Genomic DNA, 22,241 nt, shown 5'->3' on the forward strand with positions numbered 1-22,241 from the left:
CCCAGCATAAGGCAAACCGAAGAGATTTCCATTATCAATTATTCATTAACCACTTTCCAGTCTTTTATCGTTCTCGTCTTTTCATCAAAGGAACTTCCAATGAGCACTATTTTCTTCCCACTCGCCATGTACTTTGCGGCATAGTCTTTCTCTTTTATTTGCGCGATTGCATCTTCCGCCGTACCGTTACCGGAGAGTTTAAACTCGAAGATATAAACAGTATCCGCTGTCTGCACTACACAGTCTGCTCTTCCTGTCGCACAATGCACCTCCGTTTGTGCAAACTGTCCCATCAGCGCAAAGACAAGATACACTGCTGTCTGGTAGTTTTGTTCACGCAGTTTTAGGTTCTTGTCGGTGAAGTTGTCATACGGAATACTTGAAATAATCGCTTGCATCCGCTCCATAAAGCTATTTACATCACCCTTGCGGATGTCTTGTACAAACCGCCCTATCCATACCCCTGTTTGACCGAACGGCACGTCAGAGTATGCGGGTAAAAGATTATGCAAAAAGCCGTACCGTACTTCATCATTGGGGAAGCCCAGCTGATAGAGTCTTAAATCGCTGATATATTTCTTTATTGTTAAGTACCCTGCTTGAAATAGAATCGGCAGGGTATCTTGCGCTATTGCCCGATACGTTTGCAGCCCATCTTCATCAAGTTGCACATTGCCGTCCAAGTCGGGGATATAATAATGCGCTTCTTTTAAGAAGTGGACCAAAAAAGTCGGTGTCCCCGTGCTAAACCAATAGCTTTTGAGCTCTTTATCGTCAAAGGCATTGAGGAGACTATAAGGATTATACATTCCCTCCCCGGCAGGATGGAACAGGTAGCCGTCGTACCACTGTTTTAAGGCAGCAAGCGTCTGCGGATAGTTAAGCGTTTGTTTTTCTGCAAGCGCTTTTATTTCAGGTTGAAAATTTGCTTCAAGCTCTTTTTGACTAATGCCACAAATACCGGCGTAGGTTTCATTGAGGCTGATATCTTTGAGATTATTCAAATCGCTGAAAATGCTGATTTTGCTAAACTTTGTTACTCCGGTTAAAAAGGCAAACCGGATATATTGATCGCAGGTTTTAATTACCGAGTAAAAGGCTTTGCGCGTATTGCGGTAGTGTTCATTCAGCGCTTCATTTATTCCCATCGTTTGCAGAAGCGGCTTATCGTATTCGTCTACAAGAATAACGACCTGCTTGCCGGTTTGCTGATATGCAGCTTGTATCAGAGATGTAAACCGCTTAGCATGAGCGCGACCGTTCTTTTGTAGATTGTATTTCGGCTCTTCGGTATCTAAAAAATAACTAAGAGTTTCATCTAAAGCTCCGCTCAGTTCATATTGTCCGGTATTAAAATCCAGATACAGCACCGGATATGCTTGCCATGGGGTTCGGTTTTCTTGTGCCACTTGCTCCTCTTCCGCTTTTTCAAGATACAAACCCTTGAACAACTCTTTTTGTCCAAGGAAATATGCTGCTAATGTTGAAAGGAAAAGGCTCTTACCAATTATTTTTTTAAGCAGGTAAAAAGTACGAAAAGAAAGAGTGCGGCGGTGGGGAAGATGAGGAACATCATAGGATGTAAAAAGGTTGCGGTTTTACATACCCATTACTCCGCACGAATAAAAAATATGCTACAATCGTTTTATAATATGTCAACTCTTTTTCACTCTGACGCTAATAGTTATAATGGAGCATCTTCGATCAATATCCTTGAGTTTTTATGGGTGCCCAAAGTGAGGTTTTCAATGAAAAAGATTATATTTGTAGATATTCCTATGAAAAAAATGAATGACACTACAGATACCCAATGTTATGCAGGAACAGGAAATGCCGATTGCCGCTATACCGGTAAGGTGGTTTTTCCTGTCAATGCCGTGCTTGCAGAAAAATTGCAGAAAGGAGATCAGGTAAAAGCGGTACTCCTCACAACCATTACCGGCAAAGATCATTCAAGAGAAAATGCCGAACTTTTTCAGCAAGAACTAAATTCGATTAATGCTGCTATCGGTGCGCATATCGAATATGAGCGGCTTGCAACGGATTTTGTTGAATCAAAAGCAAGCCATGAAGCACGGCTCCGTAAAATGCTGCCGTTTATAGAAGAAGGCGCTGAACTCTATGCGGATATTACATTCGGACAAAAAACAATCCCCATGGTTTTAATGTGTGCCTTTCATTTTGCGGAAAAGTTTTTTGATGCAGATGTAAAAAAAATCATATACGGCAAAGTTGAGTTTATCAAACATGCCGACGGAATAGCCTATCCTGAAAATCCTGAACTGTATGATGTTACGCCGCTCTATTATTTAAATAATCTTATGGGGACAATGGAAGCTCCAAACGGAACGGAAGCATTAAAAGCCTTGGATGCCTTTTTTGCACTGTAATTGTTGCAGTGTTTTGCAGGGCAAAGAGAAAGCCCGGAGATGGACATGGAAAAACAACAGCAGGAAGCAAAGATTATCAGAATCGCAGCGGAACTGTTTCCGTTTGTTCAACAGAAGAATACTGCCTGTATGGAGTTTCTTACTTTGCGGACAAAACTTACCGATGCCGTATGGCGCTGGGCTTTACTTACTTTCAATCCGGAAAAAATTGAAAATGCCGCGATTGAAATAATGGAATGTGTAAACCGCAGTGTGCTCAGCTATGAAGGAACTGCCGAACACTATATTAACTATCTTGCACGCTCTTTAAAACAAGAAATAAACCGCGCAAATATAAAACTGCATACTTTTCAGTCTGAGATCATTCCGCTTCCGGAGAACAAACGGCGAAAATGGAATCGGCTGTGCGCCGCTGCTGCACACTATGGGAAAGATATAGAACGAGCTGAAACACAAGCATGGCTTGCAAAACAAACCGATTATACAGTGAATGAAATAGCCCAGCTCATGGAGTGGAAGGTTCAGACTGCTATACAATCGGAACATATCGATTTCGAAAACAGCAATGGATATTCTCTGTTTGATTCTGTGGCACTATGCATCCAAAACGGTTACAAAACAGCAGATACCTTTTTAATAGAACAAGACCACATTGAATGCTGCCTACAGCTTATTGATGTAGCGTTTGCCGCATCGCAAGACCGCACAAAGCCGTATCTTTCCGCATTGCTGACCCATCGGGTATTATGCGAACTTGATGCGGCAAAAACAGACAGCGCTGTAATAGCTGAAGTCCTGCACAATACACGTTTTGCAGATACGGAACACGGACGCACGCTCATCCGGCTGTTTTTTGAAGCGGAAAACCTCCCCACGCAAGAAGATATTGCCGCACAGTTCGGCAAAGATAAAACCGATGCAAGCAGAACAATAAGCAGTTTTATTAAAAAACTGCAAAAAATCTGTCAACCGGCAGAATAAATGACTATAGTAACCATAGGAGGCTGAAAACACAATGAGTTGTACAAAAGACGAAGTAATAGCAAAAATTATTGCCGTAGTAAAAAACTTTGACGGTAAAAGGAATCCCTCTGTAATTATGCAAAAATTAGGCTGGAATAAAGACACCGTCAATGATATGTGTAGTTTATTCAATGTCAGTAAATTCAGTGAAATTTTATCTCAGATACCGCAGATAAAAATGGAAAAAACGAATACGGTACTACATATGTACAGCTTGTACAGAATACCGAACACACACAATTAAATGCCAAGCAGGAGGAACCACAGATGGCAGAAACAATAAAACATCACGATAGGATATCAGTGCTTAAAAATGCGCTCAGCGAAGGTCTATACGAAAAAGACGAAGCGCTGCGCCTTGCACTTTTAACAGCAATTGCAGGGGAAAGTATTTTCTTTTTGGGTGCTCCCGGGTGTGCCAAAAGCATGCTTGCGCGGCGCGTTGTGCAAGCATTTAAGGCGGACGGAGCGGGAAGCGTTCAGTATTTTGAAACGCTCTTAAATCAATTTTCTACGCCGGAAGATGTGTTCGGCAATATTTCGCTCAAAGCCTTGAACGGCGAAGGTGAAAGCGGCAAAGAAGAATACCGCCGCCTCACAGAGAACATGCTACCCGAAGCGGATATCGCCTTTCTCGATGAAATTTGGAAGGCAAGTCCCGCAATCCTCAATACACTTCTTACCATCATAAACGAGCGGAAATTTCATAACGGCAGTAAAGTACAGGACGTACCTCTAAAAGCTTTACTTGCTGCGTCAAACGAACTGCCTGCAAAAGACCGCGGGCTTGAAGCTTTGTATGACCGGTTCATTATTCGTTTACCTATCGGTTTTATTCAAAACGAAGATAGCTTTTTTGATATGGTAGAAGGTTCGTCCTCTGAATTTGAACTTTCCGATGAGATTAAAAAATTGCAGATTTCCAACGAGGACTTAAAAAACTGGAAAACACAGATCGACGCAGTGCAGCTTTCAGAAGAATCACGAGCGGTTATTTCTGCAATCCGTAAAGAACTGACGGTGCAGAATGAGACATTGAGCGAAGAAGAAAAAGCTGCCGGTGAATCATTTGCAATCGGCGACCGCCGTTGGAAAAAAATAGTGCGCATCTTAAAGACATCCGCATTTTTGAACGACCGTACAGAAGTAGATTTAATGGACTGTCAGCTGATTGAATACTGCATCTGGAGCACGGGAAAACAGCAGAAAAAGGTACGCCAAATCGTAGAGACGTGCATTCAACAAAACGGACTGGATTGCGATACTGCGATAGATGACATTAACGACCGGATTGAAGAGTTTACAGCAAAAGTTGAGAAAGATTGGTTTGAAACAGTAACAGAATCTGCAACTGATAAAATTATTACGATCGATAATCAAGAATGCTATGAGTGTATACGCAGGGGAACAAGTGAAACGTGGTACATTACTGTGGGTAAAGGAAAGCATAATTTATCGAATACCTATCACGATGTTTATGATTCAAATAAAACATATGATACAAGTGATAGCTTTAAGAAAACAGATGATCAAATTTCATGTCATCATATTTTTAGGGTAAAGAAAAATTCCGCAACAACTCATTTTGAACAAAAAAAATTCTCCGATATTGCTCAAGAAACCTCACAAAAGAATTTTGACAAAGCATATTATAAGCCTATTGTGGATGAAATCCATACTGAAATTAAGGCGCTAAAAGACAAAAAAGAAGCGGATGCGGTACCCTTTAAAGCAAACCTCTTTGCAAATCAGGATTATAATAAAAGTCTTACTGCAAAACTGGATGAGGCAATCCGGCAGCTTCAAGATGCGGAAATCACACTTGCTAAACAGCATAACAGGTATTTCAACGCAGAACTCAATACGGATTTTTCAGAAGGAGATGTTATTCTCAAAGACGGAACCGCTTTTTCTTCGGAAGAAATTAAAAATCTGACAGAGGAACAGAAAAAAAATGTGATTGCAGTTGTGTGCATTGCTGACGATAAAACCTTTGCTATCGGTATAAGTGAAAAGAAACTGGCATGGAATGCACTCAAAGAATATGCCCTTCATTACGGCGATGCCTTACCAAAAGACTACGCAGCAAATTGGAGTGTTCCCGACAAAGCTCAACTGTATGCAATATGGAAAAACAGAGATAAGCTCAATACTTCTTTAACCGCACTCGGCATTCAAGGAGGACTGCTTACTCCACAGGAATACTGGTCGGCATCCGAAAACGGAGAAGCGGCAGCCTTCTATCAACTTTTTGATGAGAACGGTTTGCAAGACCATACAACAAAAGATCATGAGTATGCGGTTCGCACTATCCGTGAATGGAATAAAATATAGTGAACGATACGAATACATCCCGTGAAGCCCTTACCGCATTGAAGCAAAAGTATTCCGGCGGCATGCCCGATGTCTACCGGCTTTCAGATGAACAGAAAGCATGGCTTGAGCTGAAAATACAGATGCTTGCAGAAGGGCTTCAGCCGCCGCAGCCGGTTATGGAATTGCACAAAATCCGCAACCGGCTTGCACATGCAACGGAAGATATTCCCGATAAGGAATTGCAAAAGATGGTTTCATTTGTATTTGACAATATGGAAGAGATTAGAGCTTTAATAGAAACAGGATGCACTGATGACGAGAAAAGATAGAAACTCAAGAAAATATAGCAGGAAAGCATTGCGCCCTATTGAAGAAATGAGTGAAAAATACCCTTCCGGTATTTCCGATGTTACAGCAATCAATGAAGAAGCGCGTGCATGGCTGCAAATAAAAATGCAGCAGCTACGGGAATGTTTAACAAAAGTATGGTTTTCTTCAAAGCCTTGTTGGTGGGAACCGCTCCGTCTAACACGGAATAGAACCGCACACCAAACGGAAGATTTAAGCGATAATGCATTTTTCAATCTGTGCAGCACACTATTTTCCAACATCGGTAACATAAAACAAAATTTAAACGCAAACATTCAACGCTATAAGCAGCAATCGAAGAAAAAGCGAAAGTTTGAAAAAAATGCTGCCCCTGAATCTGCATTTGGTTCAACTCTGGAACGGAAGCAGTTGGTTGATGCGATCGAAGATGCCATACAGCCTGTTGAGCCGGAAGACATCCCCATTGCTTTTCCGCAGAATACATTTGCGCAGGTTGCACAGCATACGCTTTCCGAAATTCTGAATACGCAAGATGTACAAAAGTATATGCAAAGTCATGCAGGACTTTCCGAAAATATTCAGACCGACCTTTTGGAATGGCTGCAAAAGACACACGGCACATTGGAAAAAGAAAATCCGTTTTTCGATGAAGCAATCTTTGTTGCACAGCAGAAAAAGCAGTCTGCAGAAGAAATTGCAGCCGATCTTTCTGCGGAAAAGTCAAAAATACAGTATCACTATAAACGCCTTCCGTCAGTTAGCGATTCAAAACGCGGAACTATTCAGGAAAGTACGCTGGACTTTGATTTTTACCGCAAAGCATTTGTCGAGCAAAAACACATCACCGATAGTGCAGCAGACGATACCGCGAAAACAGTCCCAGCAGAGGAAGCACAAACGTCTCCGGAAGCAAGTATACGGGTAGACGATATGCAAGCAGAAAACACTCCCGGAAAAAATGAGCAAGTAAATACTACCCATGCAAAAACCGTAATACAGAAAACGAAAAATAATGAAAAAAATACGCTTCAATGGGAATCGCCGGAAAAACTTGAAGCGCTGCGCAGAAACTTTATTGCCGATATGGAAAAAAATCTCATCGAACGCAAAACAAAGTGGGAGCAGGAGAGGATCGATACTATGCGAAAGCAGTTTTTGGAGGAGCTGTATAAAAAAATACAAAACTTTATGCGGCTTGAAAAACTACTTACGCCGTTCACTAAAAATTTCGGAAGGCTCTGGGATTTATCCAAGCATCCCTTTGAAACAAGCGGGTTTGAAATTCTTGACACCTTTGCCAAACTTCTGGAACAAGATGAATCGCTGCAGGAACTTGCCGACCTTCTCGGCAGGCAAAGCCGTACACAAGTGGTGTTTGAAAAAGAGCTGCGGGATAAAATCGTTATAACAACGGAGTGGCACCCGCAACCTGCATACCGCGGAGAGATAAACGGACTTAAGTATTCAAACGATATTGCAGCGGCTCTTCCTTGTGAACTTGCTCTATTGAAAAATCCTGCGGCAAAAAAACTCTTTCAGCTGAAATGTGCGCAAAAACAGCTCCTGTCATTTGAGTATCAAAATGAGCAAGAGGAATTAAAAGAAAGTATCGAGCAAGAAGAGGTAACGATGGAAAAGCAAGAACCCAAGGGACCGATTATCATCTGCGTTGACACAAGCGGCTCTATGCACGGCACTCCGGAGAATATTGCAAAAACAGTAGCATTTGCACTGGCAAAGATCGCCGCAGAACAGGAACGGCTTTGCTATATCATCTCGTTTTCCACGGATATTGAAACACTGGAAGTAAAACCGAATGAGGATATGGAATTGACAAATGCGGACGGAGGCAACTACCTGCAAAAACTGGTACGTTTTTTACGTATGTCGTTTAACGGCGGAACCGATGCAGAACCTGCGCTGCGGAAAGCGCTTAACATGCTTGCAGGCAGCGATACTGCAACAGGATATAAAAATGCCGATGTACTGATGATCTCGGACTTCGTAATGGGCAATCTTTCAGCTGACCTTGTTACCGCTATCGAACAGGAAAAAGAAAAGAACACCGGCTTTTACAGCCTTGTTATCGGAGCAAGCGGCAACAAAAATACCATCGCCTGTTTTAATCACAACTGGCTGTACGACACCAATGATACCCGCGCGTCCCGGCATCTTGTTGAACAGCTGCATGAACTGAAAACGCGGAAATAACAAGCCCCTTGTCACACCGACAACATGAACACTATATCTATGCAGCGCCGCGGTTTTATAGCTTTCGGACAGCCCCACACCCATCCTTATCTATCAATAAAAGCTATGCTATAATAATCGACACATCCTTCAAAAGTACGTGAGCAGAAAATATGATAGATATTTGCAAAGATTTAAATGAACATCAAAAACTGGCGGTAAAAACGGATGAAAATGCCGTTGTGGCGGCGGGAGCCGGTTCGGGCAAGACGAAGGTTCTGGCAAGCCGGTATGTGTACCTGATTACCGAAAAAAACTATCAGGTTGAACATATCCTTGCCCTCACCTTTACGGACAAGGCGGCGGCGGAAATGCACCGGCGTATTTATCGGGAGCTGCAAAAGATGTATGCGGGAACCGATGATGCAACACAGCGAAAACGTGCCGGTGCTGCATTGGATTCTTTTTTTAAGGCGCAAATTATGACTATCGATGCATTCTGTCATAAGATTGCCGTAACCGCATGCCGGCGCTTCGGTATCAGTCCGGATTTCACTATCGACCTTACCGAATCGAAACGGCTCGCCTATAACCTTTCGCTCGATTTTTTCCTTGAACACCGCGCGGACACAAACCTGCAATATCTGCTCGGCGATAAACCGATTACCGATTTTATCAACGACTTTTTTGTCAAAATATTAAACGATTACGTTACAGTCTCCCGCCCGATTGATTTTTCTGAGGCCTTGCAGAATCAGCTGGCCGCTGCCGAACCATTATTTACCGGCTATCGCAAACAAGCCGAACGCATTCTCGGAGATATTGCCGCTCATCTTGAAGGAACCGATAACTACATCAGCGCAGTAAAAGAAGCATACGGGCAACTCCCCGAATTCCCGTTTACACTGACCGATCCGCAGCTACCGTTCTTTCTTGAACGGCTGAAAGCGATTTGCAGCGTTAAAAAAACGATGGGTTCAAAAAAGGATGAGGACGTAAAAGCGTGCAAGGCGCTCTGCGGTGAACTGAGCGAAAGCTCCGGCCGCTTGCAAAGTCTGTATCATTTTTATGCACACAAAGAGCAGATGCAAAAGATATACGCGCTTTGCAGTGTTTTGCAGGAACGCTTCATTGCCGAAAAAAAGCGGAGAAGCATACTGCATTTCGGCGACATTGCGCAGCTCGCTGTTGACGCGCTCATCACCGATCCCGACTTGCGGCTTTTTTACAAAAAACAAACCCATCGGATTATGATCGATGAATTTCAGGATAATAATAGCCTGCAGCGCGATCTCTTGTTCCTGCTTGCGGAAAAAGAAGAACGTACCGACCAATCGATACCCACGCCGGACGAGCTGGTGCCGGATAAACTTTTCTTTGTCGGGGACGAAAAACAATCGATCTATGCGTTTCGGGGCGCCGATGTTTCGGTGTTCCGTACGCTGTCGCAGGATTTACGGCAAGGCGGCGGCTCCGCTTCGATTAACCTGCAAACAAATTACCGCACTGAACCTGAACTGCTCAACTTTTTTAATAGTGTATTTATGCGGGTCTTTTATTCGGAAACCAATCAGCCCCTTATCGACACCGTGCCTGCGTTTGAAGCGGAATTTATCCCCATCCTCAGCAGGGAGGCGGTTCCCCATTTAGCGCCTCAGACGGATATCTTCTTTATCGACAAAAAACGCTTTCCAAAAGACGTCGACACCGATACCGCCTTCCTCAAACCGATTGAATGCGAGGCGTATACGCTTGCACAAAAAATAGCCGCGCTCCATGACGAACACTACCTTGTATACGATGACGCCTCACAGTCTACCCGTCCCTGTACATGGTCGGATTTTGCCGTGCTGCTGCGCGCTTCAACGCATCAAGCAGTCTACGAGCGGTTTTTCCGTGCATTTAAAATCCCCTATATTTCCGTACAGCAAAAAGGATTATTCCACGACGCACCGCTCAACGATATCTGCGCCTTGCTCCGCTTAGCGGTGTATCCGCATGACAGAGCCGTGTATGCCCAAGTACTCCGCTCACCATTTGTCCGCCTCAGCGACCGCTCTTTTACCCGATTGATGCTGCACAGCCTTGAGCATGAACTTCAGCCTTTTGATCTCTCCGCTGCCGAAGAATTGGATGCGGAAGACCGGCAGTATTTCTTAAATGCCTGCGCTCTTTTTGAGCGGCTCCAAGGCTCTATCAAAAAAAAGAGTAATGCCGAATTGATTACCGCACTGTGGTATGACGAAGGATACCGGTACCTATTGCTTACGGAGCCGCGCTACCACCGCTATCTGGAACTATACGACTATCTTTTTGCACTTGCGGTAAAAGCGGATGCCGCGGGGCAGAGTCTTTCGGCTTTTATCGACACACTGATTTCGTACATTCATGCGGAAGAGCGAGTTGAAGATATGGAAATTCCGCTCGAACACGGCGGCGACGCGGTTAAAATTATGACGGTGCATAAGAGCAAGGGCTTGGAGTTCCCGATTGTCTGTATTCCCGACTGCGGCAATGCGGGAAAGTCTGAAAAGAAAGAAGGCCTGGTCTTTTTGCACAAGGATTTAGGGCCGGTTATCCATTTACCGCCGGAAACAAAAAACGATCCTTCCGCCAATATCTTTTTTGAGGAACTGCGGCAGGAAGCAAACGCCAAGCACCTCGCTGAAACAAAGAGGCTTCTCTATGTTGCCGTTACGCGGGCTAAGGTTCGGCTGCTGATGAGCGGCGTGCAGGAAACCGGCGGTGATATTGAGGAACTACCGGAAACACCCCGCGTTTTGGAGGAAATCCGCCAACAGCTTGTACAACCTCAGAAGGAAGAAAATAACCGAAGTTTTTTTCAGCTCTTATTACCGGCGCTATCCGGAGATATCAACTGCGTGCATTTTACGGAAGTGTTACCGCTCCCCGCCTCGACCGTACAGCACACCGCAGAAGACCGGCAGCGCTTCAATCTTGATGAAACCCGTGCCCTATACCGGCAGGCTGCGGAAAAAAACTTTCCGCTTGCGGAACCGCGCGTCATACCGGCAACTCAATTTGAAAAAGACCGGCAGTGGCTTCATTTAAGCGAAGCGCCGCTTGCAATGCTTCAAAGTAAGGAAGCGCAAAGTATAGAACATTCACAAACGATGGCACAATCTAAAACGATGAAACATACCGAATTAAATGAAAATATCGGGCAGGGTGACAATACCGGTGAAAAGGACGGCGATGAGCTTTCCTCCACCGAATTCGGAACTTTGGTGCACAAGGCGATGGAAGCCCGCTTTTTAGACCGCCCATGCACACTGCCTGCAAAGTACGCCCGGGAAGTGGAAAAACTGTGCTCCGCTTTTCTTTCTTCTCCGCTGGGCCAAAAGGCGGCAGAAGCTTCCTTCAGAAAGACCGAATACGGCTTTTTAACCCTCTATGAAGGAAAGCTCGTCATAGGGCAAATCGATTTGCTTTTTGAATACGAAGATACCGCGTATATCATCGATTATAAAACCGACCAAAAAATCTATCCTGAACAACATCGAAGGCAGCTTTTAATCTACAAAGCTGCCGTAGAAAATTTCTATAAAATGGAAGGATTCGGTCAAGACACCGGCGGACAACAGTCGCCCAAATCGGTTAAAGCCTACATTTTCTATCTCCGCAGCAAAACTGCCGTAGAGGTGGTGTAAGGAGTCGACAATCATATTGCTCCGGTTCTTGCCGCCTTTTCTGCCGTATCACTGCAAGGATCCTCCGCTACTCCCTCTTATTGCCCCAATACGGCAAAAGTTATCAAAAAAATGAAAATTTTCGGCCAAATGGCCGTATATTGTCAATATTATGCTTGACCACACGATATAAATAGTATAATTTTGAAAAAAAGCGGCCATAAGCCCGTTAATTTTCAATGGAGAAGAGAGTGGAAATTAAGCGTGAAAAATACCTGAAAGCCCTAACAAACCGCATGCATAACGGCATGATTAAGGTGATTACCGGCATCAGAAGGTGCGGAAAATCCTATCTTATTTTCAAAATATTTAAAAATTATCTGAAGGAAATACATATTTCAGATGATCATATTATTGAAATTGCATTGGACGAAAGAAAGAATAAAAACTATAGAAATCCCGATGTGCTACTGGATTATGTAGAAAATAAAATCAAAGATAATGAATTATATTACTTGCTGCTTGATGAAGTACAGTTACTCGACGAATTTGAGGAAGTGTTAAATTCCCTTTTACATATATCAAATCTTGACATATATGTAACCGGCAGTAACTCTCGGTTTTTATCAAAGGATATCATAACGGAATTTAGAGGGCGCGGCGATGAAATACACATATTTCCGCTCACCTTTAAGGAATATATGCAGGGCTATAGCGGAGATACCTATCGCGGCTTTGCAGATTATATCATGTATGGCGGTCTGCCTCTTATTCTTTCTATGAAAACGGAAGAACAAAAAGTTGAATATCTGACACGGCTTTTTGAAGAGACGTATATAAAGGATATACGGGAACGGAACCGCATCGATAAAATACAGGAATTAAATGATCTGATTAACGTTCTTGCTTCTGCAGTCGGTTCGCTTACAAACCCTTCTAAAATAGAAGCAACATTTAAAAGCAAGCTCCACTCGGATATTTCTATCAATACTATCCGTCAATATATAGCATTTTTACAAGATGCATTTGTGATACATGAGGCGCAACGCTTTGATGTTAAAGGCAGAAAATATATCGGCAGTCCTTTAAAATATTATTTTGAAGATGTCGGCTTAAGAAATGCGCGGCTTGGATTTAGACAACATGAAGAAACGCATTTGATGGAGAATATACTCTATAATGAATTGCGAGCCAGAGGTTTTAGCGTCGATGTGGGCGTTGTCCCGATAAGAAAAACGGTGAGCAGCGGAGAGCGTGAGCGCAGTCAGCTTGAAATCGATTTTATTGCAACGTTGGGAAGCCGGAAGTATTATATTCAATCTGCATTCAGTTTACCTGATGCGGAAAAAATAAAACAAGAAAAAACGCCGCTTCTCAATGTGGGGGATTCATTTAAGAAAATAATAATCGTACATGACACGCTGAATATCAGAAGAGATGATGACGGTATCACAACGATGAATATCTACGACTTTCTTTTAAATGAGCATAGTCTTGATATGTAAGTATAAGGGGAGTTGTGCAAAAAAAATGCAGTTTTATAAATAATCGGGAACCTCTAAAAACCTCAGTTTTTAGAGGTTTTCCTTAAGTTTATTTGCGATGTTTTTAATAAGTCATTTGTATTTATAGACTTATTAAAAACTCGGCGGGCACCTCTAAAAATCTAACCGAGTTTTTAGAGGTGCCCAATCATCCTTTAAAAGCGTAAAAAGATTTGTTGCTCGATATGAAGGCAAAGAAGATTCGTTCAATATAGACAAAAGAATGAATCTTCTTGCGGAAGAATTCTACAAAATGATAAACGGCTAATAGATTTTTTGAAAGATGCCCTCAACTTTCCCCATGAATGAATTGCGGACGTTAGAACTTGCCGCCGCCAAGCTTAAAGCTGAGGTTATAGCCGATGGAACCTTTACTGTGCGATGCAGGGCTCAGCGGATACGAGAATATCGGGCCGGTACTCATCTGTACAAACTTAAATATCTTCCAGTTAAGGCTGAGTGTTGTAAGCCCTTCAAGCTCACTGATTGCGAACTGCTGGAACAAATTTGCCGTCAAATCTTCCGTACCGATTTTATTCTGAGATACCGTAAACGCGATGTAGTGCTGACCTCGATTTCCCATTGTGGCGATATTCTCATATTTTTTGAGCGAAGGATCGGTAAAATTTTTGTTGTTCAACGCGGCTGCTGCGCTATCAGCAATACGGTCGGCGGCCTTTGTGTTTGCATAACCGAAGCCGTTATAGTAGTATTGAAATGCGATCATTGTATGAGAAGTCTCATTTGAATACGAGCCGCCGAGCGTTGCTTGGAAAAACGGCTTGTTTTTTACCGTATACGGTGTCAATGCAGCATCGTCTCTATAATAGGTATAATCGCTGCCCCATGCAAACACTCCTTCCGCAAAAACGGCAACCTTCCCTGCAATACTGCCGGAGAGGGTGGTAATAAGCCGCGGCGCCTTTTCATAGCGATACCAGCCGCCGACACCCAACTCCCAATCGCCGAACACAAACTCTGCCTTTGCAGCTCCCGCCGTATACTGCGGCTTAAACGTTTCCGTGTCGGGCAGCAAATACAACCATATATTGTACTGTGTCTTAGGAATAACAATATGCGTCCGCAGCGAAACGGGTCCTTCCCGATCTGCCGTCGGTTTTTCAGGGTCTATCCGCGAAATATTGATAACATCAGCCGGACTGTAAAAATAACCGGTTCCCCACTTAACCGTATGTTTTCCGAACCGGAAAAACGCAATATCTTTTGCCGAAAAATCGGTATACATCTCCCAAATTTTAAAATTTGGAGAACCGTTTACACTCACAGGCGCTGCTAATCCGTTGGGGAACAATCCTTGTAATGCAGGCGGTAGCTGGTCTTTTCCGATTGAAAGGGCTCCATTCAAGTTTTTTTCAAACGGGAATTCAAAGATAAACTTGCCGTACAGTTTTAAGTCCTGTACCGGTCGCGCATCAAAAAAGAGATTTGCACCGATTGTCGGCCGCAGCTGCGCTACTTCAGGATTTAAAAATACTTTTTTAGAATCGTTCTTCTTTGTGTACGGATCAGACCATACATATTTAAGCCCCAATTCGGCATTTAACGAGCCGCCGATACGCAATTTATTACTTTCAAGTGTGAGTGTTGCGGTTTTAAGATCGCCCGTTAGGGAAACACCGCTTTTTTGAGTTTCGGCGTTTGCCTGCTCCGGTGTTACGAGCGCTTCAGTATCGCCACCGAACAGCTCATCTTCAAGACTGCCTGTTTCAGTTCCTGCCGCTTCCTGTGCAAACACGGTGATCACAAGCATTATCATTAAAACTAATACAGTTAATTTTTTCATATATACCTCTCATAGGATTCGGGCAAACGCATCAAGCGGTCTTTTAACAACACCGCATAATAAGGGAAGCTACCCAACCTTTCTTTTTGAAAATATGCGGCATATTAGGCATATTATTGCGCCGCATTACCAAATATGTTTTCGGCAACGCCGGAAATATCGCATTTACTTCTGCAAAAACCGTTACTGATTCGCGTTCGTTATGCGTTTTTTCAATTCGGCAATGGTAACCTCGAGCGAAGGTTCAAGCGCTGTTTGCGTTTCTATTTTTTGATGTCCGTGCATGACTGTCGAATGGTCTCGTCCGCCTAATTCAACACCGATCTCCGTGGTAGAGAATTCGGTCATTTCCCGTGCAAGGTACATTGCCACCTGCCTCGGAAAGGAGATATTCTTTGTCCGCTTTTTTCCTTTTAAATCGATATAGGAGATACCGAAATAATCTGCAACGATTTTTAGAATCGTATCGATCGAAATATTATGCTGGCGGGGAGATCCGAACGTATCCTGTAAAAGCCGCTGGGCATTTTCGAATGTAATGGGACCGGTTAGCTCCGAATATGCTTGCAATTTAGTGAGCGCACTTTCCAGATCACGTACATTGGAAGAAACATTCTTTGCAATTAGGTGTACCACTTCATCAGGAATAGAAAAATGTTCATCTTGCAGCTTTTTAAATAAAATGGCGCAGCGGGTTTCATACGAAGGTATTTTTAGGTCGATGCTCAAACCGCGGGTAAAGCGGGAACGGAGCCGGTCGGTTAAATTTTTCAGTTCTTCTACCGGACGGTCGCACGTAAATACGATTTGCTTATTGCTTTCATAGAGAGCATTAAAGGTGTGAAACAATTCTTCTTGTGTACCCTCTTTTTTTTCCAAAAAGTGGATATCGTCAAGCAGCAGCACATCCGCATTGCGGTACTTATTTTTAAATTCATGCATTTTGTTTTTATTTACATGAGCGATATATTCATTCGTAAAGGTCTCGGCAGGCGCATATAAAATCTTCAGATTGGTATTTTGGTACAACGCATTGCCGATTGCCTGCATTAAGTGCGTTTTACCCAATCCCACACCGCCGTAAATGAGCAACGGATTATACGCTGTTCCGGGATTTTTGGAAACGGCAATCGCTGCGTTCGCAGGCAGCGGGTTGTCTGCATCGATAACGAATTTGTCGAACGTATAGCGTTCATTCAATAGGGGATGCTTCTTTTTTTCTTCGGGAGGCACCGATTTTTGCGGCTCACGGAGCGCCGATGAAGAAGATTCTTTCGGTGTATGCGTATTGTTTTTAGGCGTTGAGTGACTATCCGGCGCCTGATGTGTTCTTATTTCAAATTCAATACTGATCCGAGAACCGAGCAGCTCCAATAATTTTTTTTCGATAAGGATTTCATACCGTTGCCGTACACTATCGCGATAAAATCCGGAAGGTACCGATAAAACGATAGTACTGTCCGAAGCCCTCTCGTAGACAATACGCGAGAACCACGTAGATATTTCCTGTTCGCCTATCTCATCTTTTAATTGTTTAACGGTTTCTTCCCAAAAAATACGATAATCGCAACTATTCATAACTTTCATTATACTACTACTTTCCTTTTTTTGACAATATGAAATTTCAAGGTAAACACATCAGACGTTTTTTTAACACCCCCGCGGATCCGATAAGCGATTTCCTTATAGAACACGCTGATAGGCTTTGATTTTTAAGGTTTTTAAGATTCCCTATACAATTAAAAGAATAAAGTATATAATCGGCCAATTATATTTTCTATATACAAGGGGAAAAAGGTATGATGAAAAAAATTATATCGATAAGTCTGGCTGTCTTGGTTGCGGCATTGTTTATGTCGTGCTCAAAAAAGCCTGCCGATTCCGCGGCTTCCGGTTCTGAGAACAGCGGTTCGGTTATGCTGTACTCTTCTTTAAAAGAAGCCCAGCTTGAAGCGCTTAAAGCAGGTTTTATTGCGAAATATCCGCATATAAAAATGGATTATTATGCAGCCGGTACAAGCAAAGTTACAACCAAAATGGCTGCGGAAAAACAGTCCGGACAAATTGCCTGTGATGTAGTATGGATAGGAGACCCGTCAAATTATATTACCTTTAAACGGCAGGGCATTTTGGAACAGTATGTTTCGCCTGAGGCCGCAAACATTGACGCAAGCTTTAAAGATGCCGACAACTACTACTGCGGCGGCCGTATGATCGTTATGGGGCTTGTTTATAACACAAACAACGTAACAGCCGAATCTGCACCCAAAACATGGGATGACTTGTTAAATGCAGAGTTTAAAAATCAGATTGTAATGACTGACCCGGGCGAAGCGGGAACAACTTTTTATGCGGTTGCCGGTTTGATGGCAGACAGCCACTACGGTATTGATTTTTTCAAGAAGCTGAAAGCAATGGGGACGGAGCTTGAAAGCGGAACAACATCAACCCACTCTAAAGTAGCGGCAAATGCGTATAAGGTTTGTATCGGAGTCGATTATGTTGCGGAAACATTGGAAAGCAACGGTTCAACCATTAAGTTTGTATACCCCGAAAAAGATTTGATTGCAATTTCAAGCCCTATTGCACTTATAAAGAATTCTGCGAATCAAGAAAACGGAAAACTGCTATACGATTTTATTCTTTCAGCGGAAGGTCAGCAGATTCTTGTTGATCACAATGTTTCACCTATTCGGTTTGATGTTTCAAAGCCGGGCGCAATGTCCACAAGCGATATTGTTGCGCGTTCTATGAAAATTGACAACGAAAAAATTGCCGATCAGAGCGCAGATATTCTTGCAGCATTTGACGCAATATTCAAATAACCAAAATAGTAAAAAATCAAGGGGCTGTAAGACTGTTCTGAACGGAAGCACCTGCTAGAACGATCTTGCAGCTCTCATTCGTCTGTATCACTGAGCCGCTTGTAAAAGTCAAACAACTTTGATACTGCGGTATTATGTTACCAAAATGGAGCAGCTATGGCGCAAATCAAATTTAATAATATTACGTTCCGCTACGGGAAAACACCCGTTTTTGAAAATTTTTCGCTCAAAATAGAAGAAAGCCAGATTATGGGAATCGTCGGCCCGTCGGGATGCGGAAAAACAACGCTCATCCGCTGTTTATGCGGTTTTATAAAACCGGAACAGGGCGAAATTTTTATCGGTGATACCTGTGTGTACAGTGCCGAAAAGCATATCAACATTGCTCCCGAACGGAGAAACATCGGCGTTGTGTTTCAGGACTATGCGGTGTGGCCTCATTTGACTGTTTGGGAAAACGTTGTGTATCCCATGAAAAAGCGGAAAATGCCGAAAGATGTAATAGCACAAAAAGCGGAGTTTGCTTTAAAACAGGTGCGGATGGATAAATATCGTAAGCATTTACCGTCGCAATTATCGGGCGGACAGCAGCAGCGTGTCGCAATCGCGCGGGCGCTTGTATCTTCCAAAGACATTATTGTACTTGACGAACCGATAACCAACCTTGATGCAAAACTACGCGAAGAAATGCTGATTGAAATTCGGCAAATACAAAGGGAAATCGGTACCACTATTATATATATAACACATGACCAAGAAGCGGCGCTCCAACTGTGCGACAAAATAGCGGTTATGGAACCCGATGGAACCTTATGCCAAATCGGAACTGATGAAGAAATTATTTTATCACCGGCAAATCGCTTTGTGTTTACTTTTATCGGGGTTTCAAATTTCCTACCGGTTGTAAAAAAAGATGACGGTATGTATTTTGAATTAAACGGCAAGATGCACAAATATCTCAATGCCGACAGTTCACAAATGCCGGATATCGAAATCGGTAAGCCTTATGAAATGGGCATCCGTCCCAAAGATATTTTATTCGACGAGAAATCGTCTTTTAAAGGAACAGTCCTGTCATCATCGTTTCTGGGAAGCCAGTGTACGTATTTCGTGGATTTTGAAGGGCAACAAATCCGTATTGAGCAAAACACACTCGATATGCTTCAGTCAAAGGAATATGCCGAGGGCGATACAGTGGGGCTTGTATTTGTAAATCCCAAATATTATGAACGATGTCAAAATAACGACAGCGTTTCTTCGTAATCTTTACATTCGGAGGACTTATGTTCAAAAAATATCAAAATCCCGATTTGGCACGGCTTGACGGCAAACGGTTTGCTTTTAGCCTCGACGGTATGATGACGAGTTTAAGTTTTATCATTTTGTTTATTGTTGTTATTATTCCGATTTTTATGATAATTTATAACGCATTTTTCTTTGAAGGAAAATTCGACTTACAATTATTTAAGCGCGTTATCGGGAATAAAGACAACATTGGCGCCATGTGGAACACAATAAAGATTGCATTTTGGGTTACCGTGTTCGGCACGATTATCGGCCTGTTTTATGCATGGCTTTTAGGCAGAAGCGATATTCCGCTGAAAGGTTTAATGCGCGGTCTTTTTACCATCCCGTATATGTTTCCGCCCTTTTTCGGGGCAATGGCCTGGGACTTGATGCTTTCAGGACGCGGCGGATATTTAAATAATTGGCTTATGTCAACCTTTCATTTATCTTCTGCACCGATTAACATCAATTCAATCGGCGGAATTATCTTTGTTGAAGTTTCGTATTATTTCCCCTTTGTTTTCATGCAAGTTGTCAGTGCGCTTGAACGAATGGATCCCACACTGGAGGAATCCGCCCGCATCGCCGGCGCAAAGCAGGGGTATGTTATTAGGAAAATTACGCTGCCGCTGGTTCTTCCTGCCATTTCTGCCGGTGCGTTATTGATTTTAATTTCTTCACTTGCACACTTCGGCGTGCCGTCAATTCTCGGCTTCTCGCAAAATATTTATACCTTGCCGACAAAGATTTACCAGCTGATAAACCGTGCGGCAGGCGATTTCAACGGTATTCGCGAAGGTGCGGCACTTTCCGTACTGCTTGTTGTTGTCGTATCGATTGCGCTTGTAATTCAAAAGCTCGTTTTGCGTTCGGGCAGCTATGATATTATTAAAGGCAAAAGTATGCGTCCCACGTTGATAAAACTGCGAAGTGCAAAGTATCCGCTGCTGACGGTTGCCTTTATTTCGCTTATTATTATCGTTATTGTACCGCTTGTGATGATTTTCTTGGTCGGCTTACTGAAAGCATACGGACTGCCGTTAAAGTTTGCAAACTTTACATTTAAAAACTATATCGATGTTCTTGTAGGCAATAAAATGGTCACCGATTCTATCCGAAACTCACTGTTTTTGTCGGTTACAGCCGGGGTTTTGAGTATGTTCCTCGGCGTTATGGTTGCCTATGTTGTCAATCGAATACGCCCGAAGGGAAAAGAAATGTTGGAAGTCGTTTCGGTTTTACCGTATTCGATACCGGGAACGGTTTTGGCAATCGGTGTTATCTTAGCATGGTCGGGAGCAATTTTCCGTATCAATCTGTATAATACGATTTGGATTATTTTGATAGCGTATATTGCACGCTATCTCTCATTTTCTATGAAATCGGCATCAGCATCCTTACGGCAGGTACATCCGTCTTTGGAAGATGCCGCCCGTTCCTGCGGAGCATCTCACAGCGAAGCGCTTAAAGACGTTACATTGCCGTTAATCCGTCCGGCGATGGTTTCCGGCTTTTTCTTAATTTTCTTGCCTGCAATGCGGGAACTTACAACATCGGTACTGCTTTACGGACCTTATACCCGCACATTGGGAGTCGCCATTTATTCGCTGCGCAGCGACGGCTATATTCCTCGAGCCTCGGCATTGGCATCTGTTGCGATTGTGCTGATTATTATTTGTAACACGATTGTAACGCAAATTACAAAAGATAGGAGGGGGGTATAATTATGGTGCAGGTAGAATTAAAGCACGTCAAAAAAGTATTTTCCGAAAAACTACTGGGCAGTGTTGTCGCCGTTGATGATTTTAATCTTCAAATCGAAGAAGGTGAATGCTTTTCGTTCCTTGGCCCTTCCGGCTGCGGAAAAACCACAACACTGCGCATGATTGCCGGCTTTGAAGATTTGAGCGAAGGCGAAATTTATTTGTGTGGTCGTCCGGTTTCAATCAAAAGCAAAAATTTGTACGTGCCGCCGGAAGACCGCGGTTTGGGAATGGTGTTTCAAGCCTTTGCCGTCTGGCCGCACATGAATGTTTTTGATAACGTTGCTTTTCCGTTAAAAGTTCAGAAAGTCCCGCGTTTAGAAATAAAGCAACGGGTTGAACAGGCCTTGAAGCATACGAATCTAACCGGTTTTGAAGCTCTTTATCCGGGTAACCTTTCCGGCGGGCAGCAACAGCGTATTGCGCTTGCACGCGCAATTGTTACCAACCCCAAGGTTTTGCTTTTGGACGAACCGCTGTCAAACCTTGATCCGAAGCTGCGGGAATCGATGCGCTTTGAAATTAAAGAATTACAAAAGAAATTCAATTTTACGATTATCTTTGTAACGCACGATCAAGCCGAAGCAATGGCTCTTTCCGACCGCATGATGGTAATGGACATGGGAAAAATTGTACAAATTGATACGCCCAGAAACCTTTACAACAAACCGATTAACCGTTTTGTGCATAATTTTTTAGGGAAATCAACCTTTGTTAAAGTAAATTTACGCGGCAACAAAGTGTATCCCGACGGTGATACGACACAGGCAATTTCATGTACAATCCCCGAAAATGCCGTCGGCAAAGAGAAAATGATTATTGCGGCGCGCCCCAACGCAATCAATCTAAACAAAAATACTGGCTTTAAAACTAAAATAGAAAAGCGCGTATTCCTGACCGACTGTACGGAATACTATGTAAAAATCGGTTCCCAGTTATTGATGATACAAACCCCGCACCGTATTGTCTTTAGCGAAGGAGAAGAATGTTGTGTTGAATTTGCGGAAACGATGTGGTACGACGATGACGGAAATGCAGCGGAAGAAGAGCGCAACCGCCGTCAGTTAATTTAACACTGTTGATTCGTTATGAGAATCCCCTCTCAATGCGCTGCGTTGG

At 43.1% G+C, this 22,241-nt stretch carries 15 protein-coding genes; 12 read left to right on the forward strand and 3 right to left on the reverse strand.

Features of this window, described 5'->3' with window-relative positions; all coding sequences use genetic code 11:
• Window positions 1-38 precede the first annotated feature (38 nt).
• Window positions 39-1,451: an AAA family ATPase gene (locus QI63_RS04440; protein ID WP_369792408.1), complete on the reverse strand. Its 1,413-nt coding sequence runs from the start codon at window positions 1,449-1,451 to the stop codon at window positions 39-41.
• A 297-nt stretch (window positions 1,452-1,748) separates the two neighbouring features.
• Between QI63_RS04440 and QI63_RS04445 the strand changes: the two genes are divergently transcribed.
• The 8 genes from QI63_RS04445 (at window position 1,749) to QI63_RS04480 (ending at window position 13,404) form a co-directional block, all read left to right on the forward strand.
• Complete coding sequence (locus tag QI63_RS04445; protein WP_044014243.1) at window positions 1,749-2,390, forward strand: TM1812 family CRISPR-associated protein; 642 nt, start codon at window positions 1,749-1,751, stop codon at window positions 2,388-2,390.
• 45 nt (window positions 2,391-2,435) lie between these two features.
• The gene (locus QI63_RS04450) at window positions 2,436-3,371 is read left to right on the forward strand and encodes a hypothetical protein (RefSeq protein WP_044014245.1); all 936 of its coding nucleotides are present in this window, start codon (window positions 2,436-2,438) and stop codon (window positions 3,369-3,371) included.
• Between the two features lie 34 nt (window positions 3,372-3,405).
• The gene (locus QI63_RS04455; protein WP_044014247.1) at window positions 3,406-3,657 is read left to right on the forward strand and encodes a hypothetical protein; all 252 of its coding nucleotides are present in this window, start codon (window positions 3,406-3,408) and stop codon (window positions 3,655-3,657) included.
• A gap of 23 nt (window positions 3,658-3,680) precedes the next feature.
• Entirely contained in the window at window positions 3,681-5,747 is a 2,067-nt protein-coding gene (locus QI63_RS12395) for an AAA family ATPase (protein WP_052185478.1), read from the forward strand.
• Window positions 5,747-6,058, forward strand: coding sequence for a hypothetical protein (locus tag QI63_RS04465; RefSeq protein ID WP_044014249.1), 312 nt, complete (start codon window positions 5,747-5,749; stop codon window positions 6,056-6,058). Before QI63_RS12395 ends, QI63_RS04465 begins: the two co-directional genes overlap by 1 nt.
• Window positions 6,042-8,270 carry a VWA domain-containing protein gene (locus QI63_RS04470; protein WP_044014251.1) on the forward strand — a complete coding sequence of 743 codons (2,229 nt, stop codon included), beginning with the start codon at window positions 6,042-6,044 and terminating at the stop codon, window positions 8,268-8,270. The genes QI63_RS04465 and QI63_RS04470 overlap by 17 nt, the downstream gene beginning before the upstream one ends.
• Before the next feature lie 152 nt (window positions 8,271-8,422).
• Window positions 8,423-11,920: a UvrD-helicase domain-containing protein gene (locus QI63_RS04475; protein WP_044014253.1), complete on the forward strand. Its 3,498-nt coding sequence runs from the start codon at window positions 8,423-8,425 to the stop codon at window positions 11,918-11,920.
• Window positions 11,921-12,150: 230 nt separating this feature from the next.
• The gene (locus QI63_RS04480; RefSeq protein ID WP_044014255.1) at window positions 12,151-13,404 is read left to right on the forward strand and encodes an ATP-binding protein; all 1,254 of its coding nucleotides are present in this window, start codon (window positions 12,151-12,153) and stop codon (window positions 13,402-13,404) included.
• Window positions 13,405-13,762: 358 nt separating this feature from the next.
• Here the strand turns inward: QI63_RS04480 and QI63_RS04485 are convergent, their stop codons facing one another.
• Together QI63_RS04485 and dnaA are read right to left on the reverse strand one after the other, a co-directional pair.
• Window positions 13,763-15,247 carry a hypothetical protein gene (locus tag QI63_RS04485; protein ID WP_044014257.1) on the reverse strand — a complete coding sequence of 495 codons (1,485 nt, stop codon included), beginning with the start codon at window positions 15,245-15,247 and terminating at the stop codon, window positions 13,763-13,765.
• A gap of 183 nt (window positions 15,248-15,430) precedes the next feature.
• Window positions 15,431-16,825 carry a chromosomal replication initiator protein DnaA gene (gene dnaA, locus QI63_RS04490; protein ID WP_044017036.1) on the reverse strand — a complete coding sequence of 465 codons (1,395 nt, stop codon included), beginning with the start codon at window positions 16,823-16,825 and terminating at the stop codon, window positions 15,431-15,433.
• A gap of 221 nt (window positions 16,826-17,046) precedes the next feature.
• Here dnaA and QI63_RS04495 point away from each other — a divergent pair, with 221 nt between their 5' ends.
• From QI63_RS04495 to QI63_RS04510, 4 genes are all read left to right on the forward strand, one after another.
• Entirely contained in the window at window positions 17,047-18,072 is a 1,026-nt protein-coding gene (locus QI63_RS04495) for an ABC transporter substrate-binding protein (protein ID WP_044014259.1), read from the forward strand.
• Window positions 18,073-18,228: 156 nt separating this feature from the next.
• Window positions 18,229-19,335: an ABC transporter ATP-binding protein gene (locus QI63_RS04500; RefSeq protein ID WP_044014261.1), complete on the forward strand. Its 1,107-nt coding sequence runs from the start codon at window positions 18,229-18,231 to the stop codon at window positions 19,333-19,335.
• A gap of 20 nt (window positions 19,336-19,355) precedes the next feature.
• Window positions 19,356-21,083: an ABC transporter permease gene (locus tag QI63_RS04505; protein ID WP_052185479.1), complete on the forward strand. Its 1,728-nt coding sequence runs from the start codon at window positions 19,356-19,358 to the stop codon at window positions 21,081-21,083.
• 2 nt (window positions 21,084-21,085) lie between these two features.
• Entirely contained in the window at window positions 21,086-22,195 is a 1,110-nt protein-coding gene (locus QI63_RS04510; protein ID WP_044014263.1) for an ABC transporter ATP-binding protein, read from the forward strand.
• The last annotated feature ends 46 nt before the right edge of the window (window positions 22,196-22,241 follow it).

It is taken from the genome of Treponema sp. OMZ 838, from assembly GCF_000775995.1.
Classification (GTDB): Bacteria; Spirochaetota; Spirochaetia; order Treponematales; family Treponemataceae; genus Treponema.